Origin of the sequence: Enterobacter huaxiensis, from assembly GCF_003594935.2 — a bacterium.
GTDB lineage: Bacteria > Pseudomonadota > Gammaproteobacteria > Enterobacterales > Enterobacteriaceae > Enterobacter > Enterobacter huaxiensis.
Genome location: NZ_CP043342.1, coordinates 2,858,326 through 2,870,389, shown reverse-complemented (window position 1 = coordinate 2,870,389; position 12,064 = coordinate 2,858,326). Strand labels below are relative to the sequence as shown.

General features: G+C 58.2%; 12 protein-coding genes. 6 read left to right on the top strand and 6 right to left on the bottom strand.

Translation table 11 applies throughout. From position 1 onward, the window contains the following. Positions 1 to 35: 35 nt before the first annotated feature. Positions 36 to 449 carry a peptide-methionine (R)-S-oxide reductase MsrB gene (gene msrB, locus D5067_RS13740; protein ID WP_119934613.1) on the top strand — a complete coding sequence of 138 codons (414 nt, stop codon included), beginning with the start codon at positions 36 to 38 and terminating at the stop codon, positions 447 to 449. A gap of 41 nt (positions 450 to 490) precedes the next feature. Continuing rightward, positions 491 to 769 (top strand): YeaC family protein, encoded by a 279-nt coding sequence (locus D5067_RS13735; protein ID WP_119934612.1) that lies wholly within the window; start codon positions 491 to 493, stop codon positions 767 to 769. Positions 770 to 829: 60 nt separating this feature from the next. Here D5067_RS13735 and chiD read toward each other — a convergent pair whose 3' ends face one another. From chiD to sppA, 4 genes are all read right to left on the bottom strand, one after another. Continuing rightward, positions 830 to 2,086, bottom strand: coding sequence for a chitinase ChiD (gene chiD, locus D5067_RS13730; RefSeq protein ID WP_119934611.1), 1,257 nt, complete (start codon positions 2,084 to 2,086; stop codon positions 830 to 832). A gap of 218 nt (positions 2,087 to 2,304) precedes the next feature. Beyond that, positions 2,305 to 2,946, bottom strand: coding sequence for a bifunctional nicotinamidase/pyrazinamidase (gene pncA / locus D5067_RS13725; RefSeq protein WP_119934610.1), 642 nt, complete (start codon positions 2,944 to 2,946; stop codon positions 2,305 to 2,307). Positions 2,947 to 2,955: 9 nt separating this feature from the next. Further along, positions 2,956 to 3,972 (bottom strand): asparaginase, encoded by a 1,017-nt coding sequence (gene ansA / locus D5067_RS13720; protein ID WP_119934609.1) that lies wholly within the window; start codon positions 3,970 to 3,972, stop codon positions 2,956 to 2,958. Positions 3,973 to 4,032: 60 nt separating this feature from the next. Then, positions 4,033 to 5,889: a signal peptide peptidase SppA gene (gene sppA, locus D5067_RS13715; protein WP_119934608.1), complete on the bottom strand. Its 1,857-nt coding sequence runs from the start codon at positions 5,887 to 5,889 to the stop codon at positions 4,033 to 4,035. Between the two features lie 166 nt (positions 5,890 to 6,055). On the opposite strand from sppA, the gene D5067_RS13710 reads away from it, so the two are divergent. The 3 genes from D5067_RS13710 to D5067_RS13700 all read left to right on the top strand — a co-directional run bounded on the left by D5067_RS13710 (position 6,056) and on the right by D5067_RS13700 (position 9,685). Further along, positions 6,056 to 6,607 carry an NAD(P)H nitroreductase gene (locus D5067_RS13710; RefSeq protein WP_119934607.1) on the top strand — a complete coding sequence of 184 codons (552 nt, stop codon included), beginning with the start codon at positions 6,056 to 6,058 and terminating at the stop codon, positions 6,605 to 6,607. A 116-nt stretch (positions 6,608 to 6,723) separates the two neighbouring features. Next, on the top strand, positions 6,724 to 7,767 hold the full coding sequence (gene selD / locus D5067_RS13705) for a selenide, water dikinase SelD (protein WP_119934606.1): 1,044 nt from the start codon (positions 6,724 to 6,726) through the stop codon (positions 7,765 to 7,767). Between the two features lie 4 nt (positions 7,768 to 7,771). Further along, positions 7,772 to 9,685, top strand: a complete 1,914-nt coding sequence (locus tag D5067_RS13700; protein ID WP_119934605.1) for a DNA topoisomerase III — start codon at positions 7,772 to 7,774, stop codon at positions 9,683 to 9,685. 116 nt (positions 9,686 to 9,801) lie between these two features. Here the strand turns inward: D5067_RS13700 and gdhA are convergent, their stop codons facing one another. After that, positions 9,802 to 11,145, bottom strand: a complete 1,344-nt coding sequence (gene gdhA, locus D5067_RS13695; protein ID WP_119934604.1) for an NADP-specific glutamate dehydrogenase — start codon at positions 11,143 to 11,145, stop codon at positions 9,802 to 9,804. A 228-nt stretch (positions 11,146 to 11,373) separates the two neighbouring features. Between gdhA and D5067_RS13690 the strand changes: the two genes are divergently transcribed. Beyond that, positions 11,374 to 11,646, top strand: a complete 273-nt coding sequence (locus D5067_RS13690; protein WP_119934603.1) for a YnjH family protein — start codon at positions 11,374 to 11,376, stop codon at positions 11,644 to 11,646. On the opposite strand, the gene D5067_RS13685 is transcribed toward D5067_RS13690, so the two are convergent. Beyond that, positions 11,606 to 12,022 (bottom strand): pyrimidine (deoxy)nucleoside triphosphate diphosphatase, encoded by a 417-nt coding sequence (locus D5067_RS13685; RefSeq protein ID WP_119934602.1) that lies wholly within the window; start codon positions 12,020 to 12,022, stop codon positions 11,606 to 11,608. The genes D5067_RS13690 and D5067_RS13685 overlap by 41 nt on opposite strands. Between the last annotated feature and the right edge of the window lie 42 nt (positions 12,023 to 12,064).

Here is a 12,064-nt window from a genome sequence, read left to right as displayed (position 1 = left end):
AAAAGATGTCTGTTTCTACAGCGAGATGTAAGCATATGTCGAACCAACGTAACCCCGATGATTTGAAAAAAAACCTCACAGAAATGCAGTTTTACGTGACGCAGAATCACGGTACTGAACCGCCATTTACCGGGCGTTTGCTACACAATAAGCGAGACGGTGTCTACCACTGTCTGGTATGCGATGCCCCGTTGTTTAATTCGCAAACAAAATATGATTCCGGCTGCGGCTGGCCGAGCTTTTATGAGCCGGTTAGCGATGACGCGATCCGCTATCTGACCGACTCCTCGCACGGCATGGTCCGCACCGAAATCCGTTGCGGAAACTGTGACGCGCACCTGGGCCACGTTTTCCCGGACGGGCCACAGCCGACCGGCGAGCGTTTCTGCGTGAACTCAGCGTCAATGAGCTTCACCGACGATGAAAATGGCGACCAGACTCAGGGTTGAAAAAACGATTCAGCAAATTATTCCTTTGAAAGGGAGACATCATGAATATTGATGACATGATTGCGGGCATGACAGCGGAAGTTTATCAGCGTCTGGTGACCGCCGTTGAGCTGGGAAAATGGCCTGACGGTGTGGCGCTCACCCCGGATCAAAAAGAGAACAGTCTGCAATTAGTGATGCTCTGGCAGGCGCGTAACAATACTGACGCGCAGCACATGACCATTGACACTCAGGGGCAGATGGTGATGAAGAGCAAGCGTGAGCTGAAAGAAGAGTTTGGCATCACGCCAAAGCCGATTGCGACGATGAAAATGCAATAACGGTGCGGGTTGATGCCCTCACCCGACCCTCTCCCACCGGGAGAGGGCTTGATTGTCTTACTACTTATGCGGGATCCCGAGCGACTCCGCCAGCTGCTTCGCTAGCTTATTGTCGTCGTCCGCGCCGTACTCCCAGAACATCGCTCCGGCAAGACCTTTCTCTTTGATATAGTCCGCTTTGATAGCCACAGAGCGTGGGTTCTCATAGGAAATCGCAAACAGCGCCTTCCCGTCGGCAGAATTCACCGACAGCCACGGCACTTTCGCCTGGTCGTCCCAGTGCTCGGTAAAGCGTTTCTGCGGGTCGTTCAGCAATTTTTTCACGATATCGTTGTACTTCACGTAGGTATCTTTGGTCAGGTCATAGCCGAGTGATTTGAACAGCCCAATCTCCTGAGGCCCGAAGTAGGGCTGCGTCACCGGGTTTTTTTGCGCATCCGCTTTCGTCCAGTCGATGCCCGGCTCAACGGAGCGTTTCGGTACGCGACCGTAGAAACCGATCCCGAGGTTCATCTGCTGTGGCTTCAGGCCAGCAGCAAGATAGTTGTTCACCACAAAGTCGATGCTGTATTTGTCGGCGGCGGCGACCGTCGGCCAGGCGCTGGAGTCATACAGGTTGGCGTTGAAGTACTGTGTGCCGTACGCCATGTCGTAGGTCATCAGGTTGATGTAGTCGAGCAGCGGGGCGATTGCTTTGACGTCCACCCAGCTTTTCGGGCTTTCCGCATTTGCGCCCACCGCAATGGTGACCAGCTTTTTCTGACCGAAGGCGTCGCGCATTTCCTTCAACAGCGCGGTGAAGTTATCCCGGTCGGCAGGCTGGCTTGCGACTAACCCCCACGCGCCGTTGACGGGAAACTCCCAGTCGAGATCGATCCCGTCCAGGCCGTATTTATCGACAATCTCCTGCGCGGAGCGAATGAACACCGCACGCGTCTGTGGGGTTGCTGCTGCGCCTGAGAACCCGCGGGCGCCCCAGCCGCCGACGGAAAGCAGCACCTTGAGGTCCGGATTTTGCTTGCGAAGGACAGGGATTAGCGCAAGGTCGGACGCCACTTTTGGCGACAGCCATATTTGATGCAGTTTTGATGGATCCTTCAGCGCGGCATTGGTTTCGTCTTTCTCATCGTTGTAGACGAGGCCAAACGAGTAGTTCAGGTGGGTGATCTGGCGGACGTCGAGTTTATTGATGTCTCCACCCGGCCCGGCGGTGACATCGCCCCCTCCGTTAAAGTAGCCCACGGACATCAGAGAATTGGCGGAGGCAAGTGACGCGCAAAGCAAGGGCAATGCTGCCAGCAGCGGCAAACGTTTCATACATGTTCCTCTTTGACTTAATAAAAGTAACCACGCCACGTAAAGGCGTGGCGAAAAAACAGCCTGAAAAGAATAGCATTGCCGCTTCGCTTGAGATGCGAGGGAGTTCACTTTATGGGGATTGGGGACGAAATGCCGGGTGGCGCTGCGCTTACCCGGCCTGCAAAACCAGAGAAAGTAGGCCGGGTAAGGCGAAGCCGCCACCCGGCTAAAAAGGCTTACGCCTGCGTCTCCAGCCAGTCTTCGAGCGTATACAGCGTTGCACCCTCGGCCGCCATATCCATAAACGCCTGTGCGCTGTCCTGCGGCTGAATGTTCACGCCGCGACACCCGTCGGTGATGACGCTCACGGCGTAACCCAGCTGGAGCGCATCGAGTACGGTAAACTTCACGCAGTAATCCGTCGCCAGCCCGAGCACAATCAGTTCGATGACTTCATGGTGGCGTAACCAGGCATCCAGCGCGGTTTTCTGACGGTGTCCGTTATCGAAAAACGCGCTGTAGCTGTCGATAGCGGGGTTCTCTCCTTTGTGAAACACCGCATCAAGGGCTTTTTGGTTCAGCAGCGGATGCAGCTCTGCGCCCTCCGTCTGCTGCACGCAGTGATCGGGCCAGAAGGTTTGCGCCAGTCCGTCGAGTTCCCCCTGAGTGAAAGGCTCAACGCCGTGCTGGCTGGCAAAGCTGCCGTGGTTGGCAGGGTGCCAGTCCTGGCTGGCAACAACGGCTTCACCGCGTGTTTTACACCAGTCAATCAGCGTATTCGCGACGTCTACCGTGCTGTCACCTTCGGCAACGGCCAGCGCGCCGCCCGCGCAGAAATCATTTTGCAAATCGACCAGTAACAGGGCGCGTTGCTTCATGAGAGCTCCTTATTCGTCCGGGGTCAGCTCGCCGCGCAGGTTTTGCATCATGGCGCTGCGAATGGACTGAATGTCCAGGTCCTGACTCAGTAAATAGTGAAGTTTAGTCAACGTCGCCTCGACGGTCATATCGAAACCGCTAATGACCCCCGCGTGCGCCAGCGCGTTTCCGGTGGCATAGCCCCCCATATTGACCTTGCCAGACATACACTGCGTCAGGTTAACCACCACAATGCCGCGATCGCTCGCCTCCTGAAGCTCTTTCAGAAACTCACCGTTCTGCGGGGCATTACCGACGCCGTATGAACGTAAAATCAGGGCTTTCACCGGCTGGCGCAGGAAGTTACGCACGACGTCAGCGGAGATCCCGGGGTAGATGGTGACCACGCCAATCGGCTGCGGGGTGATCGGGTGAACAATCAGCTCGCCTGCGGTACTCGGCGCAGGAGGGGTTCCCAGACGACGAATATGAATACCGGCCTCCAGCAGCGGCTGCAGGTTTGGCGAGGCGAAGGCGTCAAAACCGTCGGCGTGGGCTTTGGTGGTGCGGTTGCCGCGGTACAGACGATTGTTGAAGAACAGCGAGACTTCGTTGATCGGATAATTGGCCGCCACGTACAGGGAGTTGAGCAGGTTAATCTGCCCGTCCGAGCGCAGTTCCGCCAGCGGGATCTGCGAGCCGGTGACGATGACGGGCTTGCCCAGGTTCTCCAGCATGAAGGAGAGGGCCGACGCGGTAAACGCCATGGTGTCCGTACCATGCAGGATCACGAAGCCGTCGTACTGGTCGTAATGTGCCTTGATATCATCCGCTATGTGCTGCCAGTCTTCCGGCGTCATGTCGGAGGAGTCCATCAGCGGTTCATACTCGTGGATGGTAAAGTCCGGCATCTCCTGGCGGTGGAATTCAGGCATCAGTGCAAGCTGACGCTGCAGGTGACCAGAGACGGGGATATAGCCATTTTCAGAACGCTGCATACCGATGGTACCGCCGGTATAGGCGACGTAAATTGATTTCTTCTGCATGATAGTGAGTTCTTGTGCTTCAAAGAAAAATCCCCTCATCGCGGGATGAGGGGACGGGTTTTAACGGACGTTAGCGCAGGTCAGGCAAAACGCATAACGGCTTTGTGGATCGTTAAAGGCGGCCAGCTTGTCGCTCTCGGCTTTCATCGCTTTTGCAGCGGTCGCAACCGGGGCAGGCAGATAGGCCTGCACGGCCTCCGGCAGCATGGCGCTGACCGAACCGGACAGGCTGTCCATCACCATATCGAAGAACGTGGGTTCGTCCTGATAATAGTCAACGTGCCACTGTTTAAGCTTCGCCAGCTCGGCCGCTTTCTTCACGGCGTCATCGAAGTCACCCAGGCTATCAACCAGCCCGTTGTTTTTCGCATCCTGCCCGGTCCAGACGTGGCCCTGAGCAATCTGGTCGATCTGCTCTGGCGTCTTTTTACGGGAGTCCGCCACCAGGGTGATAAAGCGCTTATAGCCGTTTTCGATGCTGAGCTGCATCATCTCGGACACTTCCGGCGGCAGCGACTTGGTGACCGAAACATCTGCCAGCGGCGAAGTGGAAACGCCATCGGTATGCACGCCCAGATAATCCAGGCTGTTTTCGACGGTGTTGATAACTCCGAAGATGCCAATTGAGCCGGTCAGGGTGCTCGGGTTCGCCACGATGTAGTTCGCAGGCGTGGAGATCCAGTACCCGCCGGATGCGGCCATTCCGCCCATCGACACCACTACCGGCTTGCCGGCGGCGCGTGCGGCGGCCAGTTCAGCGCGGATCACTTCGGAAGCGCTGACGCTGCCGCCCGGGCTGTTGACGCGCAGGACAATGGCTTTCACTTTCGGATCCAGGCGAGCGTCACGGATCTGCGACGCGGTTGTATCCCCGCCGACGTTCCCCGGCGTCTCCTGGCCGTCCATGATCGCACCGTTAGCAAATATCACGGCAACGCTGTCGCCGCTGTCATCCGGCTTTTTAGCCGCGTAGTCATACATGCTGATGGCGCTGTAGTTTTTATCTTCTTTGCTCCAGCCGAACTGTTTGGTCAGCGCTTTTTCGATATCCGCGCTTGAGCCCAGAGCATCGACAAGTTTGCTGTCGAGCGCATACTTCGCCGTATCGCCATCAACTTTACGCAGGCCGTCCAGCACGCCGCGCGCGCCGGGGAAGAGCTGCTCAGCGGTGATTTGACGGTTAGCCGCAATGGTGCCGAGATAGTTCTGCCACAGCTCGCCAATCCAGCGGCTGTCCGCTTCGCGGGCGGCAGGGGACATATCGTCGCGGATAAACGGCTCAACGGCAGATTTATAGGTTCCGACGCGGAAAACGTGGGTCGTTACTTTCAGCTTATCAAGCAGGGATTTGTAGTACAGGCCGTTCGTCGCGAAGCCGTGCAGATCGACGGAACCCTGTGGGGAAAGCCAGATTTTGTTGGCAAAGCTCGCCAGGTAATATTGCCCCTGGGTGTAGCTGTCGCCCACCGCAACCACGGGCTTACCGCTGTCGCGGAATTCGCGCAGCGCTTTGCCGATGTACTGCATTGAAGGCTGATCGGCACCGGCAAAATCTTTTAGATCCAGCACGATGCCCGTGATATTGCGATCGTCTTTCGCCTGGCGAATGGCATCCACAATATCAAACAGGGAGTTTTCCTGCAGGCGGTCGGACGTTGCGCCAAACAGCTGACGGCCAATCACGCCCAGGCGGTTGCTGGAAGAGGGCTTGTCAACGATGACGCCCGTAATGTTGAGCAACAGCGCCCCGCGAGTCGAATGCTGCGACTGGTTCGCGCTGCTGATATGCATCCAGACGCCGACGCAAACCAAAACCAGGAAGATGAAAAAGATATTCATCACCAGGTTGCGGACGAAATTGAGCAGCCGCCACGTCCATTTAAAGAAACCGGCAAAGATTCGCCAAAGGGTTCGCATGTATTCTCCCTAACCAGAAAATGACTGTTTCCGCCGCGATAGACGGTAATGTTGGGTTATCGTAATGACCCAACCGCGACTTGTCAGCAGGAATCGCCTGCCGCGCTGTAACAAAATCTGCTGTCGTGTTAATTTTGTGAGTAAATTTCAAGACAGGAGTTAACTAATGGACGCACTTGAACTGCTTGTTAACCGTCGTAGCGCTTCACGTCTGGCCGAACCGGCACCAGCGGGCGAGCAGCTGGAAAACATTCTGCGCGCCGGCCTGCGCGCGCCCGATCACGGCACGCTGCAGCCGTGGCACTTCTTTATCATCGACGGTGAGGGCCGCGAGCGTTTTAGCGCGCTGCTGGAAAAAGGTGCCGTTGCGGCCGGTCAGGATGAGAAAGGCGTTGAGAAAGCGCGTAACGCGCCGTTCCGTGCGCCTATGATCGTTGCCGTCGTCGCGAAATGCCAGCCCGATCATAAAGTGCCGGTCTGGGAGCAGGAGATGTCGGCAGGCTGCGCGGTAATGGCGATGCAGATGGCCGCCGTCGCGCAGGGCTTTAACGGCATCTGGCGCACCGGCCCGCTGACGGACAGCGCCGCAGTGCGCGACGGATTATCCTGCGGCGAGCACGATAAAATCGTCGGTTTCCTCTACCTTGGTACCCCGCAGCTTAAAGCCTCCAGCACCATCAGCGTGCCGGACACCACGCCTTTCGTCAGCCGTTTCTGATAACGCGCGCTAAACTGTCTGGATTCTGAGCATCTGCCGCAGAATTCAGACAGCCATACTTACCTCTTTACGGAATGAGCGCTACCATAGCGCGATTGAGATGACAGGAGACGTCCATGAGCGAGCAAACCATTCGTTTAACGCAGTACAGCCACGGAGCCGGTTGCGGTTGTAAAATTTCCCCTAAAGTGCTGGAAACCATCCTGCACAGCGAACAGGCGAAGTTTGTCGACCCGAACCTGCTTGTCGGTAACGAAACGCGTGACGATGCGGCGGTTTATGACTTAGGTAACGGCACCAGCATTATCAGCACCACCGACTTCTTTATGCCGATTGTCGACAACCCGTTTGACTTCGGGCGCATCGCGGCCACTAACGCCATCAGCGATATCTTCGCAATGGGCGGTAAGCCGATTATGGCGATTGCTATTCTGGGCTGGCCAATCAACACCATCCCGCCGGAAATCGCCCGCGACGTGATTGAAGGCGGGCGCTTCGCCTGCCAGCAGGCGGGGATTGCCCTGGCCGGTGGTCACTCTATTGATGCACCGGAGCCAATCTTTGGGCTGGCGGTGACGGGCGTGGTGCCAACCGAGCGCGTGAAGCGCAACAGCACCGCGCAGGCGGGCTGCAAGCTGTTCCTCACCAAGCCGCTGGGCATTGGCGTACTCACCACCGCTGAGAAAAAATCCCTGCTGAAACCAGAGCACGTGGGCCTGGCGACGGAGGTGATGTGTCAGATGAACCTGGCGGGCGCGGCCTTTGCCAATATCGACGGCGTGAAGGCGATGACCGACGTCACCGGTTTTGGCCTGCTGGGCCACCTGAGCGAAGTGTGTCAGGGCGCGGGCGTGCAGGCGCAGGTCTGGTATCAGGACGTGCCGAAGCTGCCGGGCGTGGAAGACTACATTGCCCAGGGCGCGGTGCCGGGCGGCACCCAGCGCAACTTTGCCAGCTACGGTCACCTGATGGGCGAGATGCCAGAAGCGTGGCGCAGCCTGCTGTGCGATCCGCAAACCTCCGGCGGCCTGCTGCTGGCGGTCACGCCGGAGTCTGAAGCCGAGGTTCAGGCGACCGCCGCCGAGTTCGGCATCACCCTGACGGCGATCGGCGAGCTGGTCACCGCCCGCGGCGGCCGTCCGATGATTGAGATCCGTTAATTCGATGCGGTTGTTTATTGCCGAAAAGCCGAGCCTGGCCCGGGCCATCGCCGACGTGCTGCCGAAGCCGCATCGCAAAGGTGACGGCTTTATCGAATGCGGTAACGGGCAGGTGGTCACCTGGTGTATCGGTCACCTGCTTGAGCAGGCGCAGCCGGACGTCTACGACAGCCGCTACGCCCGCTGGAACCTGAACGATCTGCCCATCGTGCCGGAAAAGTGGCGCCTGCAGCCGCGGCCGTCCGTGACCAAACAACTCAACGTGATCAAGCGCTTCCTCCATGAAGCGGCTGAAGTCATCCACGCGGGTGACCCGGACAGGGAAGGGCAGCTGCTGGTGGATGAAGTGCTGGACTATCTTGAGCTGGCCCCGGAAAAGCGCCAGCAGGTGCAGCGCTGCCTGATCAACGACCTCAACCCGCAGGCGGTCGAGCGGGCGATTTCGCGCCTGCGTTCCAACAGCGAGTTTATTCCGCTGTGCGTTTCCGCGCTGGCGCGCGCGCGCGCGGACTGGCTGTACGGCATCAACATGACCCGCGCCTACACCATTCTCGGGCGCAACGCGGGCTACCAGGGCGTGCTCTCCGTGGGCCGCGTCCAGACGCCGGTGCTCGGGCTGGTGGTGCGTCGCGATGAAGAGATTGAGAACTTCGTCGCCAAAGATTTCTTTGAAGTGAAGGCGCATATCGTCACGCCAAAAGACGAGCGCTTCACCGCCGTCTGGCAGCCGAGCGACGCCTGCGAATCGTATCAGGATGAAGAGGGGCGGCTGCTCCACCGTCCGCTTGCCGATCACGTGGTTAACCGCATTACCGGCCAGCCCGCTATCGTCACCAGCTATAACGATAAACGGGAATCAGAACCCGCGCCGCTGCCGTTCTCGCTTTCGGCGCTGCAGATAGAGGCGGCCAAAAAGTTTGGGCTGAGCGCGCAGAACGTGCTGGATATTTGCCAGAAGCTCTACGAAACCCACAAGCTGATTACCTACCCGCGTTCGGACAGCCGCTACCTGCCGGAAGAGCATTTTGCCGGACGCCACTCGGTGATGAACGCCATCGGCGTGCACGCGCCGGATCTGCTTCCGCAGCCCGCCGTGAACCCGGATACCCGCAACCGCTGCTGGGACGAAAAAAAAGTCGATGCCCACCATGCGATTATCCCGACGGCGCGCGCCGGCAACGTCAACCTGACCGACAACGAAGCGAAGGTGTACAACCTGGTCGCCCGGCAGTACCTGATGCAGTTCTGCCCGGACGCGGTGTTCCGCAAGTGCGTCATTGAGCTTGAGATTGCCAAAGGTAAGTTTGTCGCCAAAGCGCGTTTTCTTGCCGAAGCGGGCTGGCGCACGCTGCTGGGCAACAAAGAGCGCGACGAGGAGAACGACGGCACGCCGCTGCCGGTGGTCGCCAAAGATGACGAACTGCTGTGCGAGAAGGGCGAAGTGGTTGAACGTCAGACCCAGCCCCCGCGTCACTTTACCGACGCAACGCTGCTGTCGGCAATGACCGGGATCGCCCGGTTTGTTCAGGATAAAGATCTGAAGAAGATCCTGCGCGCCACCGACGGTCTGGGAACGGAGGCAACCCGCGCGGGGATCATCGAACTGCTCTTTAAGCGTGGCTTCCTGGAGAAAAAGGGACGCTACATCCATTCAACGGAACCGGGCCGGGCGCTGATCCACTCTTTGCCGGAGCTGGCCGCCAGGCCGGACATGACGGCGCACTGGGAGTCGATATTGACGCAAATTAGCGAAAAGCAGTGCCGCTACCAGGACTTTATGCAGCCGCTGGTAGGCACGCTTTATCAGCTGATCGATCAGGCGCGCAGTACGCCGGTGAAGACGTTCAGAGGAATGGTGGCACCCGGCGGCGGCACGAAAAAACCGTTTAAAAAGAAAAAGAGTGCGGCAGCCTCTTAAACAGTTGGCCGGGTAAGGCGAAGCCGCCACCCGGCGAAAAGCAGCTCTGCGGCCTGAAAAAAGCCCGGTGGCGCTAACGCTTACCGGGCCTACAGGGGCGAGAATGTAGCGAAAACTTAAATCACGCCCTGCCCAATCATCGCATCCGCTACCTTCACGAACCCGGCGATATTTGCGCCGCGCACGTAGTTGGTCTGTGACGCTCCACCCCCGTACTCCACGCAGGCATGGTGAATATCCAGCATGATGTGGTGCAGACGCGCATCCACTTTCTCCGCCTTCCAGCCCATACGCGCGGCGTTTTGCGCCATCTCCAGGCCTGAGGTTGCTACGCCGCCCGCGTTTGCCGCTTTGCCCGGCGCAAACAGCACGCCCGCCTCCAGGAAGAGATCGGTTGCTTCAATGGTGGTTGGCATGTTTGCCCCTTCCGCTACCGCCTTCACGCCGTTGGCAATAAGCGTGCGGGCCGCCTCCACGTCCAGCTCGTTCTGGGTCGCGCACGGCAGGGCGATATCCACCGGCACCGCCCACGGCTGCTTGCCTTCCAGATAGGTTAAGCCAAATTCGCGGGCGTAATCCGCCACGCGGCCGTCGCGGCTGGCCTTGATTTCGCACAGGCGCGCCAGTTTCTCTGCCGTAAAGCCGGCTTCATCCACCACGGTGCCGCTGGAGTCCGACGCGGTGACCACGCGCGCGCCAAACTGCATCGCTTTTTCGATGGCGTACTGCGCCACGTTACCGGAGCCGGAGACCGCCACGCGCATTCCCTCGAAGCCCAGACCATGGCGCTTGAGCATCGCCTCGGTAAAGTAGACCAGACCGTAACCCGTCGCCTCCGGGCGTATCAGGCTGCCGCCGAACGACAGGCCTTTGCCGGTAAAGACGCAGGCGCTGTTGTTAGAGAGCTTTTTCATCATCCCGGCCATAAAGCCCACTTCACGCCCGCCCACGCCGATATCACCGGCAGGAACGTCGGTGTCCGGACCGAGGTGGCGATAAAGTTCGGTAACCAGCGCCTGGCAGAAGCGCATCACTTCGCCTTCGCTTTTGCCTTTCGGGTCGAAATCGCTGCCGCCTTTACCGCCGCCCATTGGCAGGGTGGTGAGGGCGTTTTTGAACGTCTGCTCGAAGCCGAGGAATTTCAGAATAGAAAGGTTCACGGACGGGTGGAAACGCATGCCGCCCTTAAACGGTCCAATGGCCGAGTTAAACTGCACGCGCCACGCGCGGTTGACCTGGACCTGGTTGCGATCGTCTACCCAGGCCACGCGGAACTGGATCACACGCTCTGGCTCGACCAGGCGCTCAAGCAGCGACATCTGACGGTAACGCGGGTTTTGTTCCAGGAAGGGCCACAGGGTGGTCATCACTTCACGTACGGCCTGGGCAAACTCGCTTTGGTGCGGGTCGCGCTGCTGAACATGGGCAAGGAAGCTTTCCAGAGAGCGTGTCTGATCCATAGATATAAGAACCTCTTATAATAATGTCGGGATATTGTGTATGCGATTTATGCTGTTTTTTTGACTATACCACCCGCACCGCTTTGTGAGGCAAGCAGAAATTTATGCCGAAAGGGAAATTAATGAGCGGGCGTTCGTCATAACTAAAAGCGATGATGAAACAAATTAAAGGTTCCGCTCCGGTTTACCGTTATATTCAGTATCAGGACACAACTGGAAGACACGTTTATGAACCGAATTGTGATGACCGCGCTATGTTTGATGTTTACCGCGGGCGCCCAGGCCGATCGCCTTCGCCCCGACGTGGAGGTGAATGTGCCGCCGGAGGTCTTTAGCTCCAGCGGCCAGCGCGCGCAGCCGTGTAATCAGTGCTGCATCTATCAGGATCAGAACTACTCGGAAGGGGCGGTGGTAAAAGCGGACGGCGTGTTATTACAGTGCCAGCGCGATGAACGCACCATCAGCACCAACCCGCTGGTCTGGCGTCGCGTAAAAGAATAAAGGCTTTTAGCAGCGGAATATCAGCAGGGGCTAAATTATACCCAAAGGCCTCTTCGGGCGTACACCACACCAGGGCGCTGTGGTAGTGCGCCGTTAACTCCCCGTTAAAGTGGGAAACATGCCAGGCGTGCAGGTTGATTAACCGCTGCGATACCTCACGCTGGTGGCTTGCGACGTATTGCGCAGGTTCCGCATCAATACCCAGCTCTTCGCGCAGCTCGCGTATTAGCGCTTCGGGCTGCGTTTCCCCGGCTTCGACCTTCCCGCCTGCAAACTCCCACATGCCGGGCTGATCGGCATGGGCAGGGCGCTGGGCCAGTAAAATTTTGTCGTCTTTTTCGATGATGGCGGCAACGACATCGAGTGTTTTCAGCATGGTCGTCAATAATTGATAGCGAAAAACGACATATTATCGTGC

Bases quoted from the DNA above. Each gene is read 5' to 3' on its own strand.
- pncA (WP_119934610.1), bottom strand. From the start codon at position 2,946: ATGAAGCAACGCGCCCTGTTACTGGTCGATTTGCAAAATGATTTCTGC.
- gdhA (WP_119934604.1), bottom strand. From the start codon at position 11,145: ATGGATCAGACACGCTCTCTGGAAAGCTTCCTTGCCCATGTTCAGCAG.
- D5067_RS13685 (WP_119934602.1), bottom strand. From the start codon at position 12,022: ATGCTGAAAACACTCGATGTCGTTGCCGCCATCATCGAAAAAGACGAC.
- D5067_RS13690 (WP_119934603.1), top strand. From the start codon at position 11,374: ATGAACCGAATTGTGATGACCGCGCTATGTTTGATGTTTACCGCGGGC.
- D5067_RS13710 (WP_119934607.1), top strand. From the start codon at position 6,056: ATGGACGCACTTGAACTGCTTGTTAACCGTCGTAGCGCTTCACGTCTG.
- chiD (WP_119934611.1), bottom strand. From the start codon at position 2,086: ATGAAACGTTTGCCGCTGCTGGCAGCATTGCCCTTGCTTTGCGCGTCA.
- selD (WP_119934606.1), top strand. From the start codon at position 6,724: ATGAGCGAGCAAACCATTCGTTTAACGCAGTACAGCCACGGAGCCGGT.
- D5067_RS13700 (WP_119934605.1), top strand. From the start codon at position 7,772: ATGCGGTTGTTTATTGCCGAAAAGCCGAGCCTGGCCCGGGCCATCGCC.
- D5067_RS13735 (WP_119934612.1), top strand. From the start codon at position 491: ATGAATATTGATGACATGATTGCGGGCATGACAGCGGAAGTTTATCAG.
- sppA (WP_119934608.1), bottom strand. From the start codon at position 5,889: ATGCGAACCCTTTGGCGAATCTTTGCCGGTTTCTTTAAATGGACGTGG.
- ansA (WP_119934609.1), bottom strand. From the start codon at position 3,972: ATGCAGAAGAAATCAATTTACGTCGCCTATACCGGCGGTACCATCGGT.
- msrB (WP_119934613.1), top strand. From the start codon at position 36: ATGTCGAACCAACGTAACCCCGATGATTTGAAAAAAAACCTCACAGAA.